Genomic DNA, 26,083 nt, shown 5'->3' on the forward strand with positions numbered 1-26,083 from the left:
TTAGTCCTTCGTCACGCGGTTCGCTTCTTCCAGGCTGGTCACGCCCTTGATCACTTTCTCCAGCGCGGACTGGCGAAGGCTGTTGAAGCCTTCATTACGGGCCTGGCGCGCCAGTTCAATGGAGCTGGCTTCACTCATGATCATGCTTTCCATCTCCTCGGTGACCTTGACCACCTCCAGGATGCCGACCCGGCCCTTATACCCGTTTTTACATTTATCACAGCCTACCGGTCTGTAAAGGGTAAACCCTGTATCAATCTGTTCCTGTGTGAAACCTTCCTCGAGCAGCGCCTCCTGCGGCACATCATAGGGCTCCTGGCAGTTGCTGCAGAGCCGGCGCCCGAGCCGCTGGGCAATGATCAGGCTGACGGATGTGGCAATGTTGAACGAGGCCACCCCCATGTTCATCATCCGGGTCAGGGTCTCGGCGGCACTGTTGGTGTGCAGGGTGGACAGCACCAGGTGCCCGGTCTGGGCCGCCTTGATAGCGATGTTGGCCGTCTCAAGGTCCCGGATCTCGCCGACCATGATGATGTCCGGGTCCTGGCGCAGGAATGAGCGCAGCGCCTCCGCGAAAGTCAGCCCTACTTTGTTATTCACGTTGACCTGGTTGACCCCCTCCAGGTTGATCTCGGCCGGGTCCTCGGCCGTGGAAATGTTGACCTCGGGGGTGTTGAGGATGTTCAGCCCCGTATACAGGGAGACAGTCTTGCCAGAGCCCGTGGGGCCGGTCACCAGAATCATGCCCTGGGGGGATTTCAAAGCTTCCAGATAGAGCTGCTTCTGGTCTTCCTCGTAGCCGAGCTGGTCAATGCCCATCTGAGCGGCCGTGGGGTCCAGGATCCGCAGGACGATCTTCTCGCCCCAGATGGTGGGTAGGGTGTTGACGCGGAAGTCGATGGCCTTGGATTTGGAAAGCTTGAGCTTGATGCGCCCATCCTGGGGCACCCGGCGCTCGGAGATGTCCATCTGGGACATGATCTTGATGCGCGCCGCCAGCTTGTGCGAGAGCTTGACCGAGGGCTTGGCGACCTCGTTCAGGATGCCGTCGGAGCGGTAGCGGATGCGGTACATCTTTTCATAGGGCTCAAAATGGACGTCTGAGGCGCCTTGCTTAATGGCGTCCAGCAGGAGCTTGTTGACGTACTTGACGATCGGCGCGTCGTCGGTGTCCGTGGCGTCAACGGCGTTTTTGTCCTGGCTGGCTTCCTCATCATCATCGGCCTCAAAGTCCACGTTTTCCATGTCGGAGTCGCCGCCCAGATCCTGCATCGACGTATCCTGGGATTCCAGGTACTTGTCGATCGCCTGGCGCAGGCTGCTTTCCTCCACCAGCACGGCCTCAGTGCTCAGCCCGGTGTGGAACTTGATTTCGTCCAGCGCCTGCAGGTTGGTGGGGTCCGCCATGGCCACGAACAATCGCTTACCACGCTGGATCAGGGGCAGCACGCTATGGGTGCGAATCAGCTTCTCGTCCACCAGGTCTTGCGGCATCATATCGGTGGAGAAGGCGTTCAGGTCCATGACGGGGACCCCGAACTCCATGGCCGCGGAAAAGGCCAGTGCCTGGCCCGGTGCGAGCTCGTTCTGTATGAGATAGGTGATCAGGGGAATGCGGTCCTGATTTGCCTGGACGAAGGCCTCCCGGGCAACCGTTTCGTCCAGGATGCCGTCGTCCACAAATCGCCGAGCCAGGCCGGTCAGCGTTACGTTATTCGGGTCTGGAGCCATTGTCTCTTAAAGCCGTTTGGTAAACGTGGTAGTAAGGCGGTGAGCCTTTTAGTTTGCCACAAGAGTCTAGTGGCTGGCGGGCGGTTCAGCCAGCGATGAAAAACGCGCGCATGTGACGTAAAGCGTCAGCCGTGCTTGCCAAAAAATGTCACTTTGATGGCCAGGGGCGGAGTGGTGTTGGAGGAGGCATTGAAGGTGGCGTCGGTAGGTCTCTGATTTGGCATTGTTAGTCCATCGAGAATGGAATTTGGCATGGAATCTGCTTTGTTAAAGTCAAGGCAGGCGAAGGCACAAGCCATTGCTGATGCCGGTTTGCAAAAAAGACAACACCCCAGGAGGTGCGCCAATGCAATCGATTCAGACGAACCAAAACCAACAGGGCTTCACGCTTATCGAATTGATGATCGTGGTTGCGATCATCGGTATTCTGGCGGCGATCGCGATCCCCCAGTACCAGGACTACACGGCGCGTACTCAAGCGTCTGAGGCGTGCACACTGCTCAGCGGTCTCAAGACACCAATCGCTGAATATATTGCCACGAATGGGAACGCGCCTGATTTCGGCTCAGGAGGGTTCGATAAGAGTGACTACACCACGTCAGGCGAATACGTGGACGACATGAGCAGTTCCTCCGGTGTGTACACAGCGACAATGAAAGGTTCGGGCGTTGCGTCTGCAATCCAAGGCGGCAAAGTTGATATGGCCGCAAGCGGTGGTGGGTTCACCTTTTCGGATGGTGGTGCATCCAAGGACATGTCGGACTATGCAAGCTGCATCAATTAATGGTCCGGCTGTATTAGTACGGATAAGGCAGCAGGCTGGCCAGGCTTAACCTTGCCTGGTTTGAGGCGTGAAGGCCCGGAGGTTCCGACCCCGGGCCTTTGCTGTTTTGGGGGCGTTCATACGATGCCCTAAATGCCGGAGTTAAGGCGGGCGTTATGCTCAGGTATGAGTTAGGGGGCAGGGTGAGGTTGGTATGCCGGCGCGTCTTGCGGCAGTGGTCAAGGGGCGACCTTACAGGTAGGGGTATCCGATGTCTTTTGTTCGGTGTTTGAACCTGTCCTTAAATGATATTTTGCAGCTAATGTCTTAATCTGATTGCGTTGGATGTGGAAGGAGCAGAGCGTAAGGGCCATCCTATCCCGATTGCATAACCAAATAGCGAGGGTTTCTTGAGGATTGAACGCCTGAGTCACTGGGTATTGATGAGTGTCTTTCTCTTGGTGGCTTTTTCGGTACCGTTCCACTTTGCGCCCATTGGTTTTTTCATCGAGGAGGCCACAGCCGCGGCTGCGGTCGTGTTGGGAGGTGCTCTCGCATGGGCATGCATGGGAAACTCCCGCAGTGTGTCGGCGGTTTTGCCTCTATGGTGTCTTTGGGGGGTGGTGCTCGCCCTGTCTTATATCAATGGTGACTATTCCCTGAATACCGCTGCTCTCTGGGCACTTGTGTATTGGAGTATTGGCTGCCTTGTAATCGTGTGGTTTTCGCGGCTCCACGAGGTATTTGGTTACAGGCGCGCCATTGAAGGCATTGCCAGTCTGATGGTCTTAGCACTGGTTATCCAGGCGATTCTCGGTGTAGCGAAGTTCTATGGGCTTCTGCGTTTCATAAACATCCCTGAACAGGCCAGCAGTCGCATGCCAGGCCTCCTGAACCAGGCCAACGTGACCTCGTGCTTCGTGACGGTTGGTCTCATATCAGTTATCTTTCTGTCCCTGAGACAACGACTTGGAATGGCTTTCCAGCTGGTATTGGCATGGATGGCCGGGTCAGTCCTCTTCCTGACCGGGACACGGGCGGTTTGGGGCTATTTTTTCATCATCGGTATTGCTGCCCTGGTCGTAGTGCTCAGGGGTAGAGATAGTTTTGTGGGCAGGAAACTGATCCAGTCAGTGTGTGTTGCCTGCATTGGTGTCGTCGTTGCCTTCTTCAGCCAGAGTTCCCTGGATCATGGGCTTACGCGTATCGCGCCTGATGACCTCAGGGGGGGCACCATAGAGCGTGCCGATTTCACCCGCAGCGCCACGGAGTTGGGACTTCGTCCTACGGAGTTTGCCAAGGTATGGCATGGGGCATTTGAGCAGCCCTGGTTCGGCGTTGGTATCAACAATTATCCCTACTTCAGCTTCCGTATGGATTCCGAGGTCACCGATCCTATCCGTTCGGGCCATTTGGTGACGCATTCTCACAACATATTCAGCATGATCCTCGCGGAACAGGGATTGGTTGGTCTGGTTACCTTTCTGGTAATGGCCCTATGGCTTGCCTTCAGGATATTCCGCCTCGAGAAAAACGCTGAGTGGTTCTGGGTAGCATCCATTCTTGGTGTTTTTTTTCTGTTTTCCAATGTGGAGTTTCCGCTATGGTACTTGCATTACCTGGTATTGTTTTTGGGGGTGCTTACGTTCGCCTTGCCAGCGGTACGCTTCACAATCAATTCGCGGCTGGTAGCGGTTGGCTGTAGCGCAGCGGTTCTAATAACCTTCCTTTCACTCGGCGCCAGTGTTGCGCCTGGCTTTTACGTTTTTGCGAGCGCCTATTTGAATCCCGGTTGGGATCAGGAGAGGGTTCAGCAGGTTCATGCTTGGCGAAGCAGTTCCCTCATCGGGCCCTATGGGGACTTGCTGGTCTATAAGTATTTACTGCCCACAGAGGGCGGTTATCAACAGCAGCTCAACCGGGTCCAGCGGGTCATTGAGTGGCGACCTCAGGGCCCGGCACTCTCGACTAAAATTATGCTTCTGGCGCTTATGGACCGCGACAAGGAGGCCTGCCGGTTCGCTGAGAAAGCCGTTCCCTTCATGCCCTCCATAGCGAAGAGAGTCAAGGCGGACCTTGCTCGGCTGGAGGAGCAGTATGATGTAGAGCTTGATCCTGTTGAACGGTGTTTGTCGGATCTTTCCAAAGCTTATGATGAATGATCTGACCACGTGGCAGGACGAGCTTTTTCTTGGGCACTGAAACGCAAACCGAAGGCTTCGCCTCCGTTTTATAGCTTTTTTACGTCGGCAGCTCCCACAGGAAGTCCTGGCAAGGCAGATTCTGTTTGTTTATATTTCAAAACCGCCTAAAGCTGTAGTAGTCAATTAATCTTGGACAATCATTTAGCCAGCTAGCCGGATTTAATGAATCGAGAACAGTTTGATTGAATAATATTGTGTTGCGGGGACTATCGCATATAATGGGAGCGCTTTCACAAAAGCATTATTAATTAAGAGGCCTCCAATGGGTAAGATCTCCACCTACTACGAAAAGCAACAAGCCGTAAAACAGCTTCAGGACGAGCTCCAGAAAATGGAAGAGGATAAAGAGCTCCGGAAAGAGCTCGACTTTAAGGAAGAGCTGAATCAGCTGATGGAAAAATACGGCAAATCTGGCAAGGATATGCTGGAAGTGCTCTCGGCGCTGGATTCAAGCGTGAAGAACAAGCTTGAGCAGGGCGGCGGTTCGTCCAGTGCTAATGATGGTCGTAAAAAGCGCCCATTGAAGACTTATCGTAATCCGCATACCGGCGAAGTGGTTCAGACCCGGGGTGGTAACCACAAGACGCTGAATGCGTGGCGCCAGCAGTACGGCAAAGAAGAAGTGGCGCGCTGGCAGGAAGACTGAGCCAGCTGCCTTTGCGGTAGGAGCGCAGGCGCGCTCCTACTGGTCAGTATTGGCCTGGCTGCGGTACCCTCCCGGGTAATCAACAACAGGGAAGAATCATGCACGCAGTCATCCTCTCCGGCGGTTCGGGAACCCGTCTCTGGCCCCTTTCCCGCGAGGCCTATCCCAAGCAGTTTCTGGCGCTGAATACCCATGAATCCCTTCTGGATGAAACACTGCAGCGCGCCTGTGCCGTGCCGGACTGTTCAAGCCTTTCTGTCATCACCAATGAAGCGCACCGCTTTATTGTAGCCGCTCATCTGCAGCGTTATGGCCGGGAGGCGGAGCAGGGGCGGATTCTGCTGGAGCCGGTGGGGCGTAACACCGCACCTGCCATTGCGCTTGCTGCCCTCCGGATTCAGGAGGCGGACCCGGATGGCGTCATGCTGGTGCTGCCGTCGGATCACGTGGTGCAGAACACGGAGTCGTTCGTCAGGGCTGTGGAGGTCGGCGAACAGGCGGCGCGCAGCGGGCAGTTGGTTACCTTCGGTGTGGTGCCCACCAGCGCCCACACCGGGTTTGGCTACATCCGGGCGGATGCTGGCGAACTGGCGGGAGGTGCACTGCCGGTTGCCGCCTTTGTGGAAAAACCGGACGCGGTCACGGCGCAGAGCTACCTGGAAGACGGCCACTATTACTGGAACAGCGGCATGTTCCTGTTCCGCGCCAGTGATTACCTGGCGGAGCTTGAGCGTCACCGGCCCGGTATTCTGGATATCTGCCGCCGCGCCTGGGAAGCGCGTCGGGATGATCAGGACTTTGTGCGGGTCTCGGAGGCGATCTTCGCTGAGTGCCCGGAGGATTCCATCGACTATGCGGTGATGGAGCATACTGAGCGTGCCGTCGTCCTGCCGCTGAATGCAGGGTGGAGTGATGTAGGGTGCTGGTCGTCTTTGTGGGAGCTGCAGGATCAGGATGACGACGGCAACGTCGTTCGTGGTGATGTGATCACTGAAGATGTCCACCAGTCCTATCTTCATTCCGAGGGCCGTTTGTTGGCGGCGATTGGTGTGGATAACCACGTTATTGTGGAAACGGATGATGTGGTGCTGGTGGCGGATCGTAACCGGGTACAAGACGTGAAGCAGGTGGTCAGCCGCCTTAAGGCCGAAAACCGGGATGAGTACCGTTTTCATCGCAAGGTTCATCGGCCTTGGGGCAGCTATGAGGGCCTGGCTCGTAGCGAACGCTTTCAGGTCAAGCGGATCACGGTGAATCCCGGGGCGACGCTGTCACTGCAGAAGCACCACCACCGTTCAGAACACTGGGTGGTTGTGAGCGGGAGCGCAACTGTGACTCGGGGTGATGAGGAAACCTTGCTCACTGAGGATCAGTCCACGTATATTCCTCTGGGCGTCACCCACCGTCTGTCCAACCCAGGGGTAATTGCGCTTGAGGTGATTGAGGTGCAGACGGGCAGTTATCTGGGCGAAGACGACATCGTCCGGTATGAAGATAGTTACAATCGAGTCTGACTGAATCTGAACCGGGGCGGCTGGATGCCGTCTCCAGCAACCAGAGGGATTGGTATGGAACACTGGCATGAGGCCACGGACCCCCTTCCTATTCAAACCTGCAACGCTCATCCGGAACGCATGGCACCGGTTGGTGAAACGGCGCTTGCGCAGGCCCGGCGGCTTGCCGCGCTTGCCGGGGCTGTGCGTGGACCGATTGAACTCTGTCGAGGTGGTCTGCTCGCCTCACGGGGGCTGGCTGAGGCGGCATGCCAGGTTGCGGAAACCGCCACTGGCACGGCGCATGAACTCTGGCTGGTGCCGGTATCCGTGCTGGTGCGTGATGGGGAGGCCGTGTACCAGACTCTGAGGACAATCCGCGCAAGCAGTGAGGCTGATGTCTGCTGGTTTTTACTGGAGGCTACTGGGCCCGGGTTGCTCGCGTCACTGGTGCAGGCAGAGGGGGTGCTGGGCTGGTCGGAACTGATCGGTGATCCCTCGATTGCCCTGATGGTGGCCCATGATGGGCCACCACAGGCGCGAACGCCTGCTGGTACGCCCCGAATGCGCCACAGTCTGCGGGTTCCTGTAGCGAGTGTTGCCGATGTATTGGCGTGGTGCCGGCAACGCCAGCCGGCCATTGAGGCATGGCTTGGCATGCCAGTGGAACAGTCTGCTCTGGAGGTGGCGGTGCGGTCAGCAACGACATCGCCGAAGCAGCCTGAAATAACGGATTTACTTGACGAAATGAAATGGGACGAGGCGGTTGAGCCCGAGAACGTGCTTTCGGTGCTTAGTAGCGCTGCAGCCATGGTCCGCTTTGAGTGGGCCTGCGGGCCGATACGTCTTGCTCACCTGAATCACCGTTGCGCCATGGATGAGCAGGCGGAACTGGTGAGCCTGGCGCGAGCGGACGCGCCGCAGAACGCACTGGACCAGGAGGCATCGGTAGAGCGGGCGGCTCTGGATGTTGAGTGGCATGAGGCGCCACCTGAGCTGTTATTGGATCAGGCTGCGGTGGTCTCGTGGCTCGATGATGCTCGAGTGGCTTCGTCAGCATCGGATGCGTTCTGGTATCATGCGCGCTGCCTGAATAACGAGGTCACAAGAGAGTAACATCAATCATGCCAATCAATCGCAAAGCACTTTACGCATCACTGCTGGTCTCCCTGCCGGCGCCGCTCATCCTGGCGCTGATCCCGATGAATGCCAACATCGAGCTGTATCTGGAGCAATCAGGGTTTCTGGTTGACTACCTTCTGGCCTATGCCCTGTTTGTCATCGTGGCGCTGGTGGCATCCGGACTGGCCATACGTACGGCGGGCGGTCAGCAGGAGCAGGCAGCTCAAGGCAAGCGCTCCGCTCGCAAGAAAGGCAAAGACACGGAAGAAGGTACCGTCAAGTGGTTCAACGTCAAGAAAGGCTTTGGCTTTATCACCCGTGACAGTGGCGGCGATGTGTTCGTCCACTTCCGCGCCATTCAGGGTGAGGGTCGGCGCGTTCTGCGCCAGGGCCAGCGGGTCAGCTATACCGTGGTCGAAGCGGAAAAAGGCCTTCAGGCCAATGACGTAACAACCCTCGACGACGAGTGAGTCCCCTCCGCTGCGCGGGTCAGTCGTTCTGGCCCGCGAGCAGTTCCTCCAGAATGCCCTCGTAGATCCGTGACAGCGTTTCCAGATCTGCCACTGAGACACTCTCATCAGCTTTGTGAATGGTGGCATTGAGTGGGCCAAGTTCCATCACCTGCGCGCCAGTGGGAGCAATGAATCGGCCGTCCGAAGTGCCGCCGCCGGTGGAAAGAGCCGGACGCTGGCCAGTGGCCGTTTCAATCACCCGCAAAGCGGCATCAATGAAATTACCGTGGTCAGTCAGAAAGGGGCCGCCACTGAGATGCCACTCCAGCTGGTAATCCAGCCGGTGACGATCCAGTAGCGTGGTCACCCGTTCCCGCAGCTGGGCTTCAGTCACTTCGGTGGAGAACCGGAAGTTGAAGTCTACCTCCATAGAGCCAGGCACCACATTGTTGGCGCCTTCTCCGGCCTCCACCCGGGTGATCTGGAAACTGGTGGGCGGGAAGTGGTCGTTGCCCGTATCCCACTCAGTATTGATCAGGTCCGCCAATGCCGGGGCGGTACGGTGCACCGGGTTGTCGGCGAACTGTGGGTAGGCCACATGCCCCTGAGTGCCCTGAACCGATAGTTTGCCGGATAGGGAGCCCCGGCGCCCATTCTTGATGGTATCCGCCACGCGCTCACTGCTGGAGGGCTCGCCTACCAGGCACCAGTCCGGGCGGATGCCCTGTTCGGACAGGGCCTGCACCACTCGGCGGGTGCCGTCGCGGGCCGGGCCTTCTTCGTCACTGGTCAGAAGCAGGGCAATGCTTCCCTGGTGCTCCGGGTAACGGGCCACAAAGCGCTCCGTTGCCGTCACGAACGCGGCCACCGAGCCCTTCATATCCGCCGCGCCACGGCCGTAGAGCATGCCGTCACGTTCGGTGGGATCGAAAGCAGGGGTGGTCCAGTCGCTTTCCGGGCCGGGAGGTACCACATCGGTGTGGCCGGCGAATACAAACAACGGGCCGCTGGCACCACGGCGCAACCAGAGGTTGCGCACCTCCCCGAAGGGGTGATCCTCGCCCTGAAAACCCGACTCGGCGAGGCGTTGCGTCAGCATCGGCTGGCAGCCGGCGTCGTCCGGCGTGACCGAGGCCCGGCTGATCAGCTCCCGGGCCAAGTCGAGGGTGGCCGTGGGTGGTTTACTCATGCATCGGCTCAGTTGTTGGCGTGGAGTTGCTCATTGAGCGTGATCGCTGTTTTGTTGGTCCGGCACTCTACCGCGCCCGTTTCGGAGTTGCGACGGAACAGCATGTCGGACTGAGCCGCCAGATCCCGGGCCTTCACGCTCTGCACGTGGTGGCCATTGTCATCGAGCACCTGCACCTTGGTGCCGGCGGTCACGTAGAGGCCGGCTTCCACGGTACAGCGGTCCCCCAGCGGAATGCCGATGCCGGCGTTGGCGCCGAGCAGGCAGTTTTCGCCCAGAGAGATGATGATGTTGCCGCCCCCGGACAGGGTACCCATGGTGGACGAGCCGCCGCCCAGATCCGAGCCCTGGCCGATGACCACGCCGGCCGAGATCCGTCCTTCGATCATGGACTTGCCTTCGGTGCCGGCGTTGAAGTTGATGAACCCCTCGTGCATCACGGTTGTGCCTTCGCCCACATAGGCGCCGAGGCGCACGCGGGCGGTATCCGCAATCCGCACGCCTTTCGGTACGACGTAGTCGGTCATGGGGGGGAATTTGTCCACGGCCTTGACTTCCAGGGTGCGGCCGCCAGCGCGCGCCTGGAGCTGGCGCTGGGTCAGTTCCTCAAGGTCGATCGCGCCCTCATTGGTCCATGCCAGGTTGGGCAGCAGTGGGAAGATGCCTTTGAGGTTCAAACCGTGAGGCTTCACCAGTCGGTGGGAAAGCAGATGGAGCTTGAGATAGACCTCGGGGGTGCTGGCCACCTCAGCGTCGGTGTCCAGAAGTGTTACGACCACCGGCAGGGAGCTTTCGCTGGCCTGATCGGCGAGCGCCCCGAGATCCGCGTAGCCGGCTTCCTCCAACCGGTCCGCCAGGGTCTGCAGCTGGTTGGCGTCGGCATCCACCGCTGCGTTGCCTTCGCTCAGACCCTCAATGTTGTTGCGTACAATCTCGACCAGCGTGCTGTCGGGGGCGTGCACAGGCTGCTGGTAATAGACTTCCAGCCATTCCTGTTTCTGATTGCGGGTGCCTATGCCGATGCCGAATGCAAAGCTCATGGTCCTGATTCTCTCCTGTTAGCTGGATCCGTTCTGGGTCCGGCGTTCAATGAAGCGGGCGATGCGCTGAGCAGCCTCGACGCATTCGTGCACGGAGGCGACCAGCGCCATGCGCACCCGGTTTTCGCCCGGATTCACCCCGTCGCTGGTGCGCGACAGATAACGTCCCGGCAGTACTGTGACATTTTCCTCGTTGTAAAGCGCTCTGGCAAAGGTCTCATCATCCATGGGCGTACGGGGCCACAGATAGAAGCCGGCTTGCGGGCGTGTCACGTCCAGCCAGGGCTCCAGAATGGGGAGCACGGTGTCGAATTTCTGCTGGTAAAGCATGCGGTTGTCATCAACGTGCGCTTCATCCTGCCAGGCGGTGATGCTGGCCCTTTGATGATGAACGGGCATGGCGCAGCCATGGTAGGTGCGGTAGCGCAGAAAGCGCGCCAAACAAGCCGCATCGCCGGCGGCAAAGCCGGAGCGCAGGCCGGGCAGGTTGCTGCGCTTGGACAGGCTGTGAAACACCACGCAGCGGCGGTAGTCATCACGGCCAAGCCGGTGGCAGGCCTCGAGCATGCCCAGGGGCGGTTCCGCCTCGGGGTGATGGATCTCCGAGTAGCACTCGTCCGCCGCGATCAGAAAATTGTGCCGGTCTGCCAGCTCCAACAGATGGCGGTAGTCGCCCAGGCCCATAACGGCGCCGTTGGGGTTGCCGGGGGAGCACAGGTAGACCAGTTCACATCGGTCCCAGACGCCAGCTGGCACGGCACTGAAATCCGGCAGGCCGCCACCATCGCGGGTGCTGTTGACGAAATACGGTTGGGCGCCGGCCAGCAGTGCCGCACCTTCGTAGATCTGGTAGAAGGGGTTGGGCGTGACCACCAGTGAGTCTGCAGCCCCCGAAAGCATGGCCTGGGCAAATGAGAACAGCCCCTCGCGGGTACCGTTGAGCGGCAGGATCTGGGTTGCTGGATTCAGGCCGCCGCCCGCAAGGTTAAAGCGCCGGGTGGCCCAGCCGGCGATTGCTTCACGCAGCTCCGGCAGGCCCTGAGTGCCCGGATAGCGGGCAATGTCCTGAAGGCTGGCGCCCAGGGTGTCGAGCACAGCGCCCGGCGCCGGGTGTTTGGGCTCGCCGATGGATAGGGCAATAGGAGACTGCTCCGGCGCTTCGGTGCCTTCAAACAGTTGCGCCAGTTTCTGGAACGGGTAAGGATGAAGCTCATCGAGCCTGGGGTTCATACAGTAATTTCCTGTTCGTTCTGACCGTTAAGGCCCGCTACTTCGTCCAGCTGTTGGCACAGTGCCTGGCGCACGGACTCACAGGCTTGCGGATCTTCTACCGGGTTGCCGCGTTCGTCGGTCACAAAGAAGATGTCTTCCACCCGCTCTCCCAAAGTGGCGATCTTGGCGCTCACCAGCCGCATGTGGTGATCCAGCAGAATGCGGCCGATGCGTGCCAGCAGGCCGGGGCGATCCGGCGTAACCACTTCCAGCATGGTGCGGTGGTTGGCCGTGTCCGTGGAGATGGTCACCGCTGTGGGAAAGGCAAAGTGCTTGAGCTTGCGCGGAACACGGCGCTCGATAATGGCCGGGTAGTCGTCCGGATCGTCCAGCTCCTCCACCAGCCGCTCACGAACATGGTCCCGGCGCTCCGGATCCTTGCCCAGTGGCTGGCCCTGTTCGTCCACCACCACATAACTGCTGAGGTTAAAGGGGCCGTCGCCGGAGAGAATGCGCGCGTCCGCGATGTTCAGGTGCAGCTGCTCCAGAACAGCGGTCTGCGCGGCAAAGAGCGCGGCGCGGTCGCGCATGTAGATGATAATGTGGGTATAGCCGTCCGTGGGCCCGCCCGTGGTGTCACGGATCATTACCAGTGGGTCGGGGTTGTCGCCATGGCGGATGATGGCGGCGGTCTGCCAGACGATGTCGACGGTGGCGTCCTGCAGGAAGAAATCGTCGTCCAGGGTGTTCCAGACCCGGTCGATCTGTTCGTTGCTATAGCCCTGGTTGCGCAGCATGTCCCTGGCCTCCTCGCAGGTGGCACGGATCCAGTCATTGCGGTCGAAGGGGCTGTCGATGCCCTGGCGCAGCACGCGTCGGGTTTCTATGTAGAGCTGGCGCAGCAGCGAATCCCGCCAGGTGTTCCACAGGCTGGGGTTGGTGGCGGCGATATCACACACGGTCAGGATGTAGAGATAGACCAGATGGACCTTGGAGGGGATTTTGCGCGCGAACTCGCGGATGATCGCCGGGTCCGAGATGTCACACTTCTGGGCGGTCAGTGACATGAGCAGGTGATTTTCGATCAGCCAGGCGACCAGTTTGGTATCACGGTCGCTCAGGTGGTGCTGTTCGCAGAAACGGGTGGCATCGATGGCGCCGAGTTCCGAATGATCCCCGCCGCGACCCTTGGCAACATCATGGAACAGCCCAGCGATGTACAGCAGCTCTGGTTTGGGCAGCTGGTGGCTCAGGCGTGAGGCAAGCGGGAACTGATCGCGGCCCTCGGCGGTATGCATGTGTACCATGTTGCCGATTACCCGCAGGGTGTGCGCATCCACGGTGTAGACGTGGAACAGATCATACTGCATCTGCCCGATGATGCCGCCGAACTCCGGCAGATAGCGCCCCAGCACGTTGTAGCGCTTCATGTAGGACAGGGTCGTGTCCAGTTCGTGCGGCGTGCGCAGCAGTTCCATGAACAGGGTCGTGCAGGCCAGGTTCTGGCGGAAGGCATCGTCGATCAAGTGCTTATGGGCCCGGATGGCGCGGATGGTTGGCGCCCTGATGCCTTTCACTTGCGGGTGCTGGGCCAGTACGACGAAGATCTCCAGCAGCGCGTACGGGGCGTAGGCGAAGACCTGGGTATTCGTGGCCTCAAGGTAACCGTTGCGGATCTGGAAGCGGCGATTGACGGGCACGATCTGCTCCGGCTCCTCCGCCCGCAGTATCTCCTCATCCAGGTGCTGCAGGATCACATCCGTGAGCTCGGCCAGGGCCAGTACCCTGCGGTAGTAGGCCTGCATCATCAGCTCTACACCCAGGCGCCCGTCCTGCTCTTCAAAGCCAAGCATACGGGCAAGGTCCGGCTGATAGTCGAACAGCAGCCGGTTTTCGTTGCGCCCGGCAAGCAGCTGAAGCCCAAAGCGCAATTGCCACAGGAACGTCTCGCCTTCGCACAGTATCTCGAACTCTTCATCCGATAGGATGGCGAGGCGCGTCAGGTCCGAAGGGTCATCCAGTCCGAAATGGCGTCGGGCAACCCAGATGATGGTCTGGATGTCGCGCAGGGCACCGGGGGAGCTTTTGAGGTTGGGCTCCAGGTTGTATTCGGTGGCACCGTACTTGCCGTGGCGTTCCTGCTGTTCGCGGCGTTTGGCGGCGAAATACTCGCGGTCGGGGAGGGTGTCGCTTGAATAGACCCGCTCGCGCAGCTGTTCCGGAAGTTGGGTGTTGCCTGCGATCAGCCGGATCTCAAGCAGGTTGGTGAGGATGGTGACGTCCTTGCGTGCGGTGGACACGCACTCGTCGATGCTACGTACGCTGTGGCCGATGTCCAGGCCCAGGTCCCAGAGGAGGGTGAGGAAGTCCGCAAGCGCCTCTTCATGGGCTTCGGCTCCGGCCTTGCCTGTCAGGATCAGCAGGTCAATATCGGACCAGGGGTGCAGTTCACCACGGCCATAGCCACCAACTGCTATCAGGGAGAGGTCCTGCGCCTCGCTCAGGGGCGAATGCTGCCACAATAGCGCCAGAACGGTATCCATGATGCGAGCGCGGGCGTGGACGAGTGAGCGCACATCAGCTCCGGCGCGGAACGCATCGGCCATAACCTGCTGCAGGTGCTCAAGATGCCGGCGTACGGGGACGCCGGGCGATGAGGCATTGCGGATTGTCTCCGCAAGAGCCTCAGTATCCAGGTGTTCATCCGGATCAAAAATGGCGCCGGTCGTGTTCATAACAGACACACCCCGCGAGGCAGATGATGACAGGGGTCAGGCCGGCTCCTCACCGTTACGCAGGGTCAGGACCTCGTAACCCGCGGCGGTCACCAGCACTGTGTGCTCCCATTGAGCGGACAGTTTGCGGTCCCGGGTAACCACTGTCCAGCCATCCGGCAGAACCTTGCTGTGGCGCTTGCCCTGGTTAACCATCGGCTCGATCGTAAAGGTCATGCCCTCTTGTAGTTCGAGTCCTGTACCAGCCTTGCCAAAGTGCATGACCTGGGGCTCTTCGTGGAAGCCCTGACCGATACCGTGGCCGCAGTACTCGCGCACGATGCTGTAGTGGTTGGACTCGGCATGTTTCTGGATGGCGGCACCAATATCACCGAGTTTGGCGCCTGGGCGCACCATTTCGATGCCACGGAAAAGACATTCCCGGGTGACACGGTTGAGCCGCTCGGCCGCAGGGTTGGCTTTGCCGGCGACGAACATCTTGCTGGTGTCGCCGTGATAGCCGTCCTTGATGACGGTGACATCAATATTGAGAATGTCGCCATTCTTCAGAACCTTTTTCTCACTGGGTATGCCGTGACAGATCACCTGGTTGACGGAGATGCACACAGACTTGGGGAAGCCCTTGTAGTTCAGCGGCGCCGGGGTGGCCTCGTGTCCAACAATGTACTCGTGGCAGAGCCGGTCGAGTTCCTCCGTGCTCACACCCGGTGCGATGTGCTCACCAATCATCTCCAGGACACTGGCGGCCAGCCGCCCGGCTGCCCGCATCTTTTCGATTTCCTCAGCCGATTTGATCTGAACGCTCATGCCGCACTCACAGTCTGTTGATTCAAAGGGGTGTTATTCTACCGACTCACGCCCCTGGATTGAACCTACCTGAAGATCCGGAATAAGTCGCCGTTACACCGGGTTTGTTCGGCGGCGTAACTTCCTTTCAGGCGCGTTTTATGGTAAAAAATGCGCGCCTCTGCGGGGATGAACCGGCAGCGGTAAAATCAAATACACACACGCATCGGCACATTGTCCCGGGTGCTCCGAGAGCCGGGTGGCTTCGGGGTCGGATAATGGGGTGCGTGGAGGCGTAACCCAACCAGAAAAAGGTGATTACCATGGCACAGGTTAGTATGCGCGACCTGCTCAAAGCGGGCGCACACTTCGGGCACCAGACACGCTACTGGAACCCGAAGATGGGCAAGTACATCTTCGGCGCGCGCAACAAGATCCACATTATCAACCTCGAACACACGGTTCCGGCTCTCAATCAGGCGCTCAGCCAGGCGCAGAAAATGGCTGAGAACAAGAACCAGATCCTGTTCGTCGGCACCAAGCGGTCCGCGAGCAAGATCGTGAAGGAAGAAGCTGAACGCTGCGGCATGCCCTTTGTCAACCATCGCTGGCTGGGCGGCATGCTCACGAACTATAAGACCATCCGTAATTCCATCCGCCGCTACCGTGACCTTGAGCAACAGGACCAGGACGGCACCCTGGATAAGCTGACCAAGAAGGAAGCGCTGGACCATCGTCGCGAGATGGAAAAGCTGGATCGTCATATCGGTGGCATCAAGGATATGGGTGGCCTGCCGGACGCGCTTTTTGTGATTGACGTGGACCACGAGGACATCGCCATCAAGGAAGCCAACAAGCTGGGCATCCCGGTGATCGGCGTGGTGGACACCAACAGCGATCCCAAGGGCGTTGATGTAGTCATCCCGGGTAATGATGACGCCATCCGGGCAGTACAGATCTACGTGCGCGCCGTTGCCGATGCTGTGATTGAAGGCAAGCAGGCCGGCGGTGGTGCCGCAGACGAGTTTGTTGAAGTCAGCGAAGAGGAACAGCAGACGCCGGCGGCTGAATAAGCCGCAGCTCTGGATGTGGAAATAACCGAATTGATACAAGTGGGGAACAGATAATGGCTGCAATCTCTGCCGCACAGGTTAAAGAGCTGCGTGAGCGCACGGGCCTGGGCATGATGGAATGCAAGAAGGCGCTGGTGGAGGCGGAAGGCGACGTCGAAACGGCGATCAGTGATCTGCGGAAAAATTCCGGCCTCAAGGCTGCCAAAAAGGCGGGTCGTACCGCCGCTGAAGGTGTTGTGCGCCTGAAGGTCGCCGATGATGCAAGCGTTGGCATGATGGTGGAGGTTAACTCAGAAACAGACTTTGTCGCGCGTGACGAAGGGTTTCTGGCGTTTGCGGATCGCGTGCTCGATGCTGCGTATCAGAATGGCGAAACCGATATCGAAAAGCTCGTTGTTGACGACCTCGAGAAGGAACGTGAAGAACTGGTTCAGAAGATCGGTGAAAACATCACTGTCCGCCGTGCTGTCTGTGTTAAGGGTGAAGCCGTTGGTGGCTATGTCCACTCCAACAACGGCATGGGTGCACTGGTCGTTCTGACGGGCGGCTCCGGAGAGCTGGCGCGGGATCTGGCTATGCATGTAACGGCCGTGAATCCGCGCGTGGCAACGCCGGATGACATGCCTGAGGACGAGGTCGAGAAAGAGCGCCAGGTGATCCGTTCGCAGCCTGATATGGAAGGCAAAAAGCCGGAAATCGTCGAGAAGATGATGACGGGCCGGATCCAGAAATTCCTGAAGGAGAACAGTCTCGTTGAGCAGGGATTCGTGAAGAATCCGGAGCAGTCCGTGAAAGACCTGCTTAACGAGCACGGTGCCGAAATTATCAGCTTTGTGCGCTATGAAGTGGGAGAAGGCATCCAGAAGGAAGAGTCGGACTTCGCCTCCGAGGTTGCGGCGCAACTCGGCGACTGAGCATTGCGTCCAGGCGGGGTGCCCCGTCATCGATTCGGGCCGCATCTTCCGGCGTTTGACGCGTTCGGGGAGTTGCGGCCGGTTTGTATACAGAATACCGGTCAGGAGATGACAGACCATGCCCCCCCAGAGTACGACTCAGATCCGATACAAACGCGTTCTGCTCAAGCTCAGCGGCGAGGCCCTGATCGGTGATCACGAATTCGGGATCGATCCCAAGGTTCTTGACCGCATGGCGGCTGAAATTGACTCGCTGGTCAGCATTGGCGTTCAGGTGGCCATTGTCATTGGTGGCGGTAATCTGTTCCGCGGCGCTGTGTTGAGTGAGGCGGGTATGGACCGCGTCACCGGCGATCACATGGGGATGCTTGCTACCATGATGAATGGACTGGCCATGCGGGACGCGCTTGAGCGGTCCAATATCCAGAGCCGGGTGATGTCAGCCATTCCAATGAGTGGCATCGTGGAGCATTACGACCGCCGGGAGGCCATGCGTGACCTTAAGGGTGGCGATGTGATGGTTTTTACCGCGGGTACCGGCAATCCGTTTTTTACTACTGATTCCGCAGCATGCCTGCGTGCCATCGAAATCGATGCCGATGTGGTGCTCAAGGCAACCAAAGTGGATGGTGTTTACAATGACGACCCGGTCTCCAATCCGGAGGCGTTTAAGTATGATCGGCTGACCTACGATGAAGTGTTGCAGAGCCGTTTGGGGGTGATGGATCTCACGGCCATCTGCCTGTGTCGTGACCACAATATGCCCGTGCGTGTGTTCAATATGGGCAAGCCGGGGGTGCTACGTGACATTGCCATCGGTGGCAACGAAGGAACACTCATTGAAGAAGCCTGAACAAAGGGGCGGAAACCGTGTTAGACGAGCTTAAGCAAGACACTGAACAACGAATGCACAAGGCGGTTGAATCCGTTAGCAAGGCCTTTGCGCGCATCCGCACCGGGCGGGCCCACCCGAGCATCCTGGATGATGTGCAGGTTGAATACTATGGCATGGATACGCCGCTCAAGCAGCTGGCCAATGTGTCCGCCGAGGATAGCCGGACACTCGCTGTCTCGCCTTATGAGAAGAAGCTGGCGCCCAAGATCGAGAAGGCCATCATGAAAGCGGATCTGGGCCTCAATCCGGCAACGACGGGCGAGGTGGTCCGGGTGCCGATGCCTACCCTGACTGAAGATACGCGTAAGGAATACGTGCGTCATGCGCGTAATGAAGCTGAACAGGGGCGGGTTGCAGTGCGCGGTGTGCGCCGGGATGTGAACAGTGACATCAAGGAACTGCTCAAGGAAAAGGAAATCACCGAAGACGAAGAAAAGAAGGCCGAAAACGAGATTCAGAAGCTTACAGACAAGTACGTTGCCAAGATCGATGAGCTTCTCAAGGAAAAGGAAAGCGACCTGATGGCCATTTGAGGCCGGGTGCCCAGGGGCAAGCATGACCGAGACGGAACAGGAAACGGCCATACCGCCGCTGGCTGGCTGTCCGCGCCATGTGGCGGTGATTATGGATGGCAACAACCGCTGGGCCCGTGCTCGTGGTCAGCGCGGTATGAGCGGCCATAGGGCAGGGGTGAAGTCTGTGCGGGCAGCGATTGAGACATGCGGTAAATCCGGTGTCGAGATTCTCACCGTGTTCGCGTTCAGCAGCGAGAACTGGCGGCGCCCGAAAGACGAAGTGAGCGCCCTGATGACGCTGTTCCTGCGGTCGCTGCGCAAGGAAGTAAGGCGGCTGCGGGAAAACAACATCCGCCTGTCGTTCATTGGTAACCGTGAGCGTTTCAGCCATACGCTTCAGCAGCATATGGCGAGGGCGGAACAGGAAACAGCGCACTGCGAGGGTATGGAGCTGGTGGTCGCTGCGGATTATGGCGGTCATTGGGATATGACCCAGGCAAGCCGGCGAATCGCTGAAGACGTGGCGTCAGGCCGTCTCCGTCCGGACGAGGTGAACGAGGACCTGGTGCAGCAGTACATTAGTCTTGGTGATCGACCGATGCCGGATCTGCTGATCCGTACTGGCGGTGAACAGCGCATCAGTAACTTTCTGCTGTGGCAGTTTGCTTATACAGAATTCTATTTCTCGCCGCTGTATTGGCCTGATTTCCAGCATTCTGCCATGCGCGAGGCACTGGAGAACTTTGCCGGTCGCCAGCGCCGTTTTGGTCAGACCGGTGAACAGGTGGCGGCTGAACCAGCCCTGGCGCAGACCCGCTATGCATAAGGGGGCGCGGTGCTGAAACAGCGAGTGATTACAGCGCTAGTCCTGGCACCCATTGTGCTGGGCGGTGTCTTTATGCTGCCCCCCGAAGGGTTTGCCGTCTTTACCGGCGCCCTGCTGGCTATTGCTGGTTGGGAATGGGCCAATCTGTCCGGCTTTGTGGGGGGCGTGCAACGCTGGGTCTTCGCCCTGGTGCTTATTGCGATCATGGGCGTGTGTAAGGCGTTGCCTGTGGTGCCGCTTCTGGGCGTGATGGCGGCGTTCTGGCTGTTGGTGACTGGTCTGGTGGTCGCTTATCCCCGAGCTACAGCGCTCTGGGAGCCCCGACCTGTGCGCCTGGCCTTTGGCGGGCTGGCGCTTGTTGGAGCCTGGTTGGCGTTGAATCACTTGCGTGGCGGTGAACTCGTTCTTGGGCATACCGGGAATAATCTGCTGCTGATCCTGTATACGTTGCTGATGGTCTGGGGGGCGGATATCGGAGCTTATTTCGCTGGTCGGGCTTTCGGGCGGCGCAAGCTGGCACCCGCGGTCAGTCCGGGTAAGACCTGGGCCGGCGTCTGGGGGGGGGTTGCAGTAGTGGCCGTGCTGGCACTGGCAATCAGCTGTTGGCTTGACCTGGCTGCCACGGTGGTGATTCAGTTGCTGCTTGTGTCGCTGTTGACCGCGCTCGCTTCGGTGTTGGGCGACCTGTTTGAGAGCATGCTCAAGCGCCACCGCGATATCAAGGACAGCAGTCAGCTTCTGCCAGGCCATGGCGGCGTATTGGATCGTATTGACAGCCTCTTGGTCGCGATCCCGGTACTGGCGTCCTGTTTCACTCTTTTGGGCTGGCTGACGCCAGTTCAGTAACGCTTCGATACGGACTGGAACCCGGATGGGTGAAACCTCACCACAGACCCTGACCATACTCGGCGCTACGGGTTCGATTGGCACCAGTACGCTCGACGTTGTTGCACGTCACCCAGACCGTTTCCACGTCCACGCGTTGAGCGCCCACGCCAATGTGGAAGGGCTTGCCGATCTGTGTCGCCGGTTTCGCCCGCAGCTTGCGGTGATCAGTGATCCATCACGGGAGCAAGCCCTCCGCGAGGCCCTGAGTGATCTCGCAATTACTGTCCTCAGCGGTGAGTCCGGCCTTTGCGAGGCCGCCTCAGCTGAAGTCGTGGATACGGTTATGGCCTCCATTGTGGGGGCGGCAGGTCTCACTCCGACCATGGCGGCCATCGAGCAGGGCAAGCGGGTGCTGCTGGCCAACAAAGAAGCCCTCGTGATGTCCGGAGGGCTTTTCATGGAGGCTGTCGAGCGCCACGGCGCAACACTTCTGCCAATCGACTCTGAACACAATGCTATTTTTCAGTGCCTGCCGCGCGCTGGTGCGGGTGTCAGAGAGTCTGGTGTCACGCGTATCCTGCTGACCGCTTCCGGGGGGCCCTTCCGGACAACCCCGGCTTTGGAGCTTGAAAACGTGGGCCCGAACCAAGCCTGTGCTCATCCCAACTGGGCCATGGGGCGTAAAATCTCTGTGGATTCAGCAACCCTGATGAATAAAGGGCTGGAGCTGATTGAGGCGTGCTGGTTGTTCGGAACGACCCCGGAGCATGTTCAGGTGCATGTGCATCCCGAAAGCATCATTCATTCAATGGTCGAATATCGTGACGGTTCTGTGCTTGCCCAGCTCGCAAGCCCGGACATGCGCACTCCAATAGCGAATGCATTGGCCTGGCCGGAGCGTATTGACGCGGGCGTGGCACCGCTGGATCTGTTTGAGCTGGCCTCTTTCCATTTTGAGCGTCCGGACCTTGAGCGGTTTCCGGCTTTGCGTTTGGCTGCCGAGGCCTTCCGCGCAGGGGGCACAGCGCCAGCCATCCTGAATGCAGCCAATGAAGTCGCGGTGGATGCCTTCCTGTCGGGTCGTATCGGCTTTACCCGTATTTCAGGTCTGGTGGAAGAGGCGTTGGCGGCACTTACCCCACATCCTGTGGACGGCATTGAGGCGGTTATGGCCTGTGACACCCGCGCCCGGGAATGGGCCATGAACCGTCTCAATACCATGGAGATTTCCTCATGAGCGTGATCCAGACTGTTCTGGCGTTGATTGTCACTCTCGGCATCCTGGTCACGGTGCATGAATTCGGGCATTTCTGGGTCGCCCGTCGCCTTGGTATCCGGGTGCTGCGCTTTTCCGTTGGTTTCGGCAGGCCGCTTTTCATGCGGCGTGACCGTCATGGCACCGAATTCGCGCTGGCTGCGATCCCTCTCGGTGGCTATGTGAAGATGCTGGACGAGCGCGAGGGCGAGGTTCCGGAGGCGGAGAAGCATCTGGCCTTCAATCGCCAGACACCACCGCGGCGCATTGCCGTGGCGGCAGCCGGGCCGATTGCCAATTTCATTTTCGCGGTTTTTGCCTACTGGCTTCTGGCTGTGATTGGTTTTTCCACACTGGCTCCTGTCATAGGCGAGGTTGAGCCGGAAACACCGGCGCAACGCATGGCGCTTGAGTCCGGTATGGAGGTACTGGAAGTTGATGGCCGACAGACTCCCTCCTGGCGTCACGTGGGTATGGCGCTGCTTCAGCGGGCTGGCGAGCAGGGTGAGATCAGCCTGACTCTGGAGCAGGAAGACCGCAGACTGGAGCGCAGTACCCGCCTGCAGGGCTGGCTGGGCGGCGCTCGGGATCCAAATCCGGTGCGCGAGTTCGGCATTGAGCCCTGGCGGCCTGACATTCCACCTGTTCTGGGCGAAATTCGGCCCGGGTCGCCCGCTGAGCAAGCGGGCCTGCAATCGGGGGATCGCGTTGTAGCGGTGAACGATGAGCCAGTGGCGGACTGGTTTGCACTGGTCAAGCGTATACGCGCTGCGCCTGGCGAATCCCTGTCGCTCCGGCTCGAGCGTGATGGGAGCGAACGCACGGTTACTGTGACACCAGCTGTTGAAACGGGTGGTGAGGGTGAGTCCATCGGGCGTATCGGGGCGGGCGTTCAGTCAGTGTCCTGGCCTGACGAGATGCGGCGCCAGACCCAGCTTGGCCCGATTCGTGCTGTGCCTGAGGCATTCAGCCATTTCTGGAACGATACCCGCACGACCCTGGTGGCAGTGGGTAAGATGGCCAACGGGTTGCTTTCCGTGCGCAACATCAGTGGTCCCATCACAATCGCGCGTGTGGCTGAGACAACGGTTACTACCGGTTTCGAGTCCTTTGTGAGGTTTCTGGCGTATCTGAGCATCAGCCTGGGTATCGTCAATCTGTTGCCAATTCCCATTCTCGATGGTGGGCACATTTTGTTCTACGCGTGGGAATGGGGGCGTGGGCGCCCTGTGTCAGAGGCGGTACAAGGGCTTTGGCTGCGGCTTGGTCTGTTGCTGATCGCCATGTTGACGGTGTTTGCGCTTTACAATGACGTACTCCGGTTGTAAGAATTGCCCGGCTTTATCGGCGCCCTGTCGCCATGACATTTCCGTAATGGGGCGGTTTGTTCGGCAAGCTGATGCTATCCGTTAGGCTGAAGCCCCTGTTTTTCAAGTCACGCGATCAAAGGCATTTAGCGAATCCATGAAAGGCCTTTTACGGACGTTGCTGCCGGCGGTAGTGCTGGTACTTGCCAGTTTGTCGGTTACAGCCGAGACCTTCCGGGTTTCGGACATTCAGGTGGAAGGTCTTCAGCGGGTCTCGGCGGGCAACGTCTTCAGCGCCCTGCCTGTTGACGTTGGCGACGAGGTGGGTAATGCCGCGGCGGCCGATGCTATTCGCAATCTTTTCCAGACCGGTCTTTTCGCTGATATCAGTCTTGCCCGTGAAGACAGGGTGCTCGTGGTATCGGTTGAAGAGCGCCCCTCGATTGCCCGCATTGACGTTGAAGGTAACCAGAACATCAAGACTGAGCAGCTCAAGAAAGGCATGCGTCAGGCCGGCGTCGAGGAGGGTCAGATCTTCCAACGCGCCACCCTTGAACGGCTTGAGCTCGAAATCCTGCGCTCCTATGTGGCTCAGGGCCGCTACAATGCGGACGTAAACGCGCAAGTCGAGGAACTGCCCCGGAATCGTGTGGCCATCGACTTCAATATCAGCGAAGGCGAAGTCGCCGCTATCCAGCACATCAATATCATCGGGAACGAGAAGTTCACCGACGAGGAATTGATCAGCCTGATGGCGCTTCGCGAGACCAGCTGGTGGAACTCCATCACCAACGCCGACAAGTATGCCCGCGAAAAGCTTTCCGGGGATCTGGAAAACCTGCGTTCGCATTACCTGAACGATGGCTATGTGGAATTCAGTGTTGAGTCCACCAATATTTCCCTGGCCCGGGACAAAAAGCAGGTCTTTGTGACTCTAGCCGTGGACGAAGGCGAACAGTTCAAAGTTCGGGATGTTGAGCTCAATGGCAAGCTGATTGTGGACGAAGAAGAGCTGCGCAAGCTGGTGGTTCTGGAAGAGGGTGAACTCTTCTCCCAGGAGCGCATGACGATGACCACGGACCTGATCACCCGCAGGCTTGGACGCGAAGGCTATAGTTTCGCCAACGTCGAAGCGACACCGCGCACTCACGATGACGGAACCGTGACCGTGGTTGTGGATGTTCAGCCGGGTAATCGTACGTACGTGCGGCGGATCCGCTTCCGCGGTAATACGGCCACTCACGATGAGGTCCTGCGTCAGGAAATGACGCAGATGGAGGCCGGCGTCGCCTCTTCCAGCCGCATCGAGAACTCGCGCAGTGAACTGGAGCGGACCGGCTTCTTTGGAAAGGTCAAGGCTGATACATCGCCGGTTCCCGGAACGGATGACAAGGTGGATGTCACCTACACGGTGGAGGAGCAGCCAACCGGCAGTCTCTCGGCCAACATTGGTTTCTCTCAGACCTCGGGCCTGATCTTCGGTGCCAGTGTTTCGGAAAAGAACTTCCTGGGCAGTGGCCGTCGCGCTTCGTTCGGTCTCAACAAGAGCGATTCTGTGACCAGCGCGAACCTTTCCTACACCAACCCCTTCTATACGGTCGACGGAGTCAGCCGCGGCTTCAGTCTGCAGGCGCGTGAGACCGATTATGAGGAGGAAGAGGTGTCGTCCTTTGTTCTGGATACGCTCAGCGCCCGGATGAATTTCGGCTATCCCATCAGCCAGTACACTCGGCTTAACTTCGGACCCGGCTATGAATACAACCGGATTGAGGCAGGGCGATCCCCGGCAAAGGAGGTCAAAGACTTTATCGCTGAGGAAACCAACTCCCAGAGTGCCTTCCTGCTGCGTGGCTCCATCGTGCGCAACACCCATAACCGCGGTCGCATGCCGACGGCGGGGTCGCGCAACAGTCTTACGGTGGAAACAGCGGTGCCCGGTAGTGACCAGACCTACTATAAGCTTACCCAGAAAACCGATGCCTATTATCCATTGACCAGCAACCAGCGCTGGGTCGCGCGGCTGCGTACCAAGTTTGGCTATGGGGATGGTTTCTCGGGTACGGGCTCTCTGCCGTTCTATGAGCATTACTACGCTGGCGGTTACCACTCGGTGCGTGGCTATGAAGCCAACAGCCTGGGGAACAGCGCTACTCCCAAGGGTGGGTTAAGAAACGATCGGCCATTTGGGGGTAACGTCCTCGCCGAGGCCAGCGCCCAGCTGATCTTTCCGGTGCCGTTTGCGCCTGACAGCCGCAGCATGCGCTCATCAGTGTTCTTTGATGGCGGCAATGTGTTCGATACGGCGCGCGGTTTTGATCCGGCGCTCAGAAAGATCCGTTACAGCGCCGGGGTGAGTTTTGAATGGATTACCGCAATTGGGCCGCTGGGCTTCAGCTTTGCGGAGCCACTCAACGACGAGGCTGAAGACGACACGCGCCGGTTCCAGTTCTCCCTCGGGCAGCAATTCTAAGGGGACTCTGGAACAATCCCGCTGAGGCGGGCACAATAGGTGGCATTCACTCAGTAAAATGACGAAAATCAATACAGGGAGGCGATCCATGAGGCGGACGCTGACAATTGCTGCGGCGCTGCTGATCTTCGCAGTATCAGTGCCGACCGTGGCACAGGAGCGCATCGGCGTGGTTAACCTGCGTGAGGCAGTGTTCTCCTCGGATGCCGGCGCTGAGTTCGGGGATGTGATTCAGGGGCAGCTCAAGCAGGAACAGCAGGCGATCAGCAAGCTGGAGTCTGAGGCTCAGGACATGCAGAAGCGCCTGGAAAGTGATAGCGCGATGATGAACGAGTCTGAGCGTGAGGATCTTCAGTCCCGGTTTGAGAAGAAGGTTCAGGAATATCAGCAACGTCGGGCACGTTTCCAGAAGGCGGTCAATCAACGTCAGCAGCAGTTTCTCCAGCAGTCCCGTCCTGCGGTCGATGCGGCCATGGAAACCCTGCTGGATAAGCATGATCTGGACATTGTGATTCCGGCTGAAGCAGTGATCTATGCCAAGCCGGACATGGACCTGACCGACCAGATGATCGAGCTGCTCAATCAGCAGAACAGTGGCAGTACTACGAATAGCAACAACAACTGAGC

At 58.9% G+C, this 26,083-nt stretch carries 22 protein-coding genes; 16 read left to right on the forward strand and 6 right to left on the reverse strand.

Annotated elements, in window-relative coordinates; translation table 11 throughout:
- Positions 1-1,731, reverse strand: coding sequence for a type IV-A pilus assembly ATPase PilB (gene pilB / locus AAF659_RS01230; RefSeq protein ID WP_349749880.1), 1,731 nt, complete (start codon positions 1,729-1,731; stop codon positions 1-3).
- A 346-nt stretch (positions 1,732-2,077) separates the two neighbouring features.
- On the opposite strand from pilB, the gene AAF659_RS01235 reads away from it, so the two are divergent.
- From AAF659_RS01235 to AAF659_RS01260, 6 genes are all read left to right on the forward strand, one after another.
- Positions 2,078-2,515 (forward strand): pilin, encoded by a 438-nt coding sequence (locus AAF659_RS01235; RefSeq protein WP_349749881.1) that lies wholly within the window; start codon positions 2,078-2,080, stop codon positions 2,513-2,515.
- A 389-nt stretch (positions 2,516-2,904) separates the two neighbouring features.
- Positions 2,905-4,656, forward strand: coding sequence for a PglL family O-oligosaccharyltransferase (locus tag AAF659_RS01240; RefSeq protein WP_349749882.1), 1,752 nt, complete (start codon positions 2,905-2,907; stop codon positions 4,654-4,656).
- A gap of 304 nt (positions 4,657-4,960) precedes the next feature.
- Complete coding sequence (locus AAF659_RS01245; RefSeq protein WP_349749883.1) at positions 4,961-5,344, forward strand: histone-like nucleoid-structuring protein, MvaT/MvaU family; 384 nt, start codon at positions 4,961-4,963, stop codon at positions 5,342-5,344.
- A 98-nt stretch (positions 5,345-5,442) separates the two neighbouring features.
- Positions 5,443-6,858, forward strand: coding sequence for a mannose-1-phosphate guanylyltransferase/mannose-6-phosphate isomerase (locus AAF659_RS01250; RefSeq protein WP_349749884.1), 1,416 nt, complete (start codon positions 5,443-5,445; stop codon positions 6,856-6,858).
- A 54-nt stretch (positions 6,859-6,912) separates the two neighbouring features.
- Complete coding sequence (locus tag AAF659_RS01255; protein ID WP_349749885.1) at positions 6,913-7,953, forward strand: hypothetical protein; 1,041 nt, start codon at positions 6,913-6,915, stop codon at positions 7,951-7,953.
- Between the two features lie 8 nt (positions 7,954-7,961).
- Entirely contained in the window at positions 7,962-8,429 is a 468-nt protein-coding gene (locus tag AAF659_RS01260) for a cold-shock protein (protein ID WP_349749886.1), read from the forward strand.
- Positions 8,430-8,448: 19 nt separating this feature from the next.
- On the opposite strand, the gene dapE is transcribed toward AAF659_RS01260, so the two are convergent.
- From dapE to map, 5 genes are read right to left on the reverse strand one after another with little or no spacing between them, the layout of a single operon-like run.
- Positions 8,449-9,600: a succinyl-diaminopimelate desuccinylase gene (gene dapE / locus AAF659_RS01265; protein WP_349749887.1), complete on the reverse strand. Its 1,152-nt coding sequence runs from the start codon at positions 9,598-9,600 to the stop codon at positions 8,449-8,451.
- Between the two features lie 8 nt (positions 9,601-9,608).
- Positions 9,609-10,640 carry a 2,3,4,5-tetrahydropyridine-2,6-dicarboxylate N-succinyltransferase gene (gene dapD / locus AAF659_RS01270; RefSeq protein WP_349749888.1) on the reverse strand — a complete coding sequence of 344 codons (1,032 nt, stop codon included), beginning with the start codon at positions 10,638-10,640 and terminating at the stop codon, positions 9,609-9,611.
- Positions 10,641-10,658: 18 nt separating this feature from the next.
- The gene (dapC, locus tag AAF659_RS01275; RefSeq protein ID WP_349749890.1) at positions 10,659-11,870 is read right to left on the reverse strand and encodes a succinyldiaminopimelate transaminase; all 1,212 of its coding nucleotides are present in this window, start codon (positions 11,868-11,870) and stop codon (positions 10,659-10,661) included.
- Entirely contained in the window at positions 11,867-14,587 is a 2,721-nt protein-coding gene (locus AAF659_RS01280; RefSeq protein WP_349749891.1) for a [protein-PII] uridylyltransferase, read from the reverse strand. The genes dapC and AAF659_RS01280 overlap by 4 nt, the downstream gene beginning before the upstream one ends.
- 36 nt (positions 14,588-14,623) lie before the next feature.
- Entirely contained in the window at positions 14,624-15,394 is a 771-nt protein-coding gene (map, locus tag AAF659_RS01285; protein ID WP_349749892.1) for a type I methionyl aminopeptidase, read from the reverse strand.
- 302 nt (positions 15,395-15,696) lie between these two features.
- Between map and rpsB the strand changes: the two genes are divergently transcribed.
- The 10 genes from rpsB (at position 15,697) to AAF659_RS01335 (ending at position 26,081) form a co-directional block, all read left to right on the forward strand.
- A complete protein-coding gene (gene rpsB / locus AAF659_RS01290; RefSeq protein ID WP_349749893.1) occupies positions 15,697-16,446 on the forward strand; it encodes a 30S ribosomal protein S2 in 750 nt (249 codons plus the stop codon).
- Between the two features lie 53 nt (positions 16,447-16,499).
- Positions 16,500-17,360, forward strand: coding sequence for a translation elongation factor Ts (tsf, locus tag AAF659_RS01295; RefSeq protein ID WP_349749894.1), 861 nt, complete (start codon positions 16,500-16,502; stop codon positions 17,358-17,360).
- 118 nt (positions 17,361-17,478) lie between these two features.
- Complete coding sequence (gene pyrH, locus AAF659_RS01300; RefSeq protein ID WP_349749895.1) at positions 17,479-18,213, forward strand: UMP kinase; 735 nt, start codon at positions 17,479-17,481, stop codon at positions 18,211-18,213.
- A gap of 17 nt (positions 18,214-18,230) precedes the next feature.
- Positions 18,231-18,788, forward strand: coding sequence for a ribosome recycling factor (frr, locus tag AAF659_RS01305; protein WP_349749896.1), 558 nt, complete (start codon positions 18,231-18,233; stop codon positions 18,786-18,788).
- A gap of 22 nt (positions 18,789-18,810) precedes the next feature.
- On the forward strand, positions 18,811-19,596 hold the full coding sequence (gene uppS / locus AAF659_RS01310; RefSeq protein WP_349749897.1) for a polyprenyl diphosphate synthase: 786 nt from the start codon (positions 18,811-18,813) through the stop codon (positions 19,594-19,596).
- Positions 19,597-19,605: 9 nt separating this feature from the next.
- Positions 19,606-20,442 carry a phosphatidate cytidylyltransferase gene (locus AAF659_RS01315; RefSeq protein WP_349749898.1) on the forward strand — a complete coding sequence of 279 codons (837 nt, stop codon included), beginning with the start codon at positions 19,606-19,608 and terminating at the stop codon, positions 20,440-20,442.
- A gap of 25 nt (positions 20,443-20,467) precedes the next feature.
- Positions 20,468-21,661 carry a 1-deoxy-D-xylulose-5-phosphate reductoisomerase gene (gene ispC, locus AAF659_RS01320; protein WP_349749899.1) on the forward strand — a complete coding sequence of 398 codons (1,194 nt, stop codon included), beginning with the start codon at positions 20,468-20,470 and terminating at the stop codon, positions 21,659-21,661.
- Positions 21,658-23,007, forward strand: coding sequence for an RIP metalloprotease RseP (rseP, locus tag AAF659_RS01325; RefSeq protein WP_349749900.1), 1,350 nt, complete (start codon positions 21,658-21,660; stop codon positions 23,005-23,007). Before ispC ends, rseP begins: the two co-directional genes overlap by 4 nt.
- A gap of 136 nt (positions 23,008-23,143) precedes the next feature.
- A complete protein-coding gene (gene bamA / locus AAF659_RS01330) occupies positions 23,144-25,456 on the forward strand; it encodes an outer membrane protein assembly factor BamA (protein ID WP_349749901.1) in 2,313 nt (770 codons plus the stop codon).
- 88 nt (positions 25,457-25,544) lie between these two features.
- Positions 25,545-26,081: an OmpH/Skp family outer membrane protein gene (locus AAF659_RS01335; protein WP_349749902.1), complete on the forward strand. Its 537-nt coding sequence runs from the start codon at positions 25,545-25,547 to the stop codon at positions 26,079-26,081.
- Positions 26,082-26,083: the final 2 nt, after the last annotated feature.

The organism is Salicola sp. Rm-C-2C1-2 (assembly GCF_040196175.1).
In the GTDB taxonomy this organism is placed as follows: Bacteria; Pseudomonadota; Gammaproteobacteria; order Pseudomonadales; family Oleiphilaceae; genus Halospina.

Excerpts from the sequence above, each read along its gene's own strand:
- pilB (WP_349749880.1), bottom strand. The coding sequence starts at position 1,731 with ATGGCTCCAGACCCGAATAACGTAACGCTGACCGGCCTGGCTCGGCGA.
- AAF659_RS01235 (WP_349749881.1), top strand. The coding sequence starts at position 2,078 with ATGCAATCGATTCAGACGAACCAAAACCAACAGGGCTTCACGCTTATC.
- AAF659_RS01245 (WP_349749883.1), top strand. The coding sequence starts at position 4,961 with ATGGGTAAGATCTCCACCTACTACGAAAAGCAACAAGCCGTAAAACAG.
- AAF659_RS01250 (WP_349749884.1), top strand. The coding sequence starts at position 5,443 with ATGCACGCAGTCATCCTCTCCGGCGGTTCGGGAACCCGTCTCTGGCCC.
- AAF659_RS01255 (WP_349749885.1), top strand. The coding sequence starts at position 6,913 with ATGGAACACTGGCATGAGGCCACGGACCCCCTTCCTATTCAAACCTGC.
- AAF659_RS01260 (WP_349749886.1), top strand. The coding sequence starts at position 7,962 with ATGCCAATCAATCGCAAAGCACTTTACGCATCACTGCTGGTCTCCCTG.
- dapE (WP_349749887.1), bottom strand. The coding sequence starts at position 9,600 with ATGAGTAAACCACCCACGGCCACCCTCGACTTGGCCCGGGAGCTGATC.
- dapD (WP_349749888.1), bottom strand. The coding sequence starts at position 10,640 with ATGAGCTTTGCATTCGGCATCGGCATAGGCACCCGCAATCAGAAACAG.
- dapC (WP_349749890.1), bottom strand. The coding sequence starts at position 11,870 with ATGAACCCCAGGCTCGATGAGCTTCATCCTTACCCGTTCCAGAAACTG.
- AAF659_RS01280 (WP_349749891.1), bottom strand. The coding sequence starts at position 14,587 with ATGAACACGACCGGCGCCATTTTTGATCCGGATGAACACCTGGATACT.
- map (WP_349749892.1), bottom strand. The coding sequence starts at position 15,394 with ATGAGCGTTCAGATCAAATCGGCTGAGGAAATCGAAAAGATGCGGGCA.
- rpsB (WP_349749893.1), top strand. The coding sequence starts at position 15,697 with ATGGCACAGGTTAGTATGCGCGACCTGCTCAAAGCGGGCGCACACTTC.
- tsf (WP_349749894.1), top strand. The coding sequence starts at position 16,500 with ATGGCTGCAATCTCTGCCGCACAGGTTAAAGAGCTGCGTGAGCGCACG.
- pyrH (WP_349749895.1), top strand. The coding sequence starts at position 17,479 with ATGCCCCCCCAGAGTACGACTCAGATCCGATACAAACGCGTTCTGCTC.
- uppS (WP_349749897.1), top strand. The coding sequence starts at position 18,811 with ATGACCGAGACGGAACAGGAAACGGCCATACCGCCGCTGGCTGGCTGT.
- ispC (WP_349749899.1), top strand. The coding sequence starts at position 20,468 with ATGGGTGAAACCTCACCACAGACCCTGACCATACTCGGCGCTACGGGT.
- rseP (WP_349749900.1), top strand. The coding sequence starts at position 21,658 with ATGAGCGTGATCCAGACTGTTCTGGCGTTGATTGTCACTCTCGGCATC.
- bamA (WP_349749901.1), top strand. The coding sequence starts at position 23,144 with ATGAAAGGCCTTTTACGGACGTTGCTGCCGGCGGTAGTGCTGGTACTT.
- AAF659_RS01335 (WP_349749902.1), top strand. The coding sequence starts at position 25,545 with ATGAGGCGGACGCTGACAATTGCTGCGGCGCTGCTGATCTTCGCAGTA.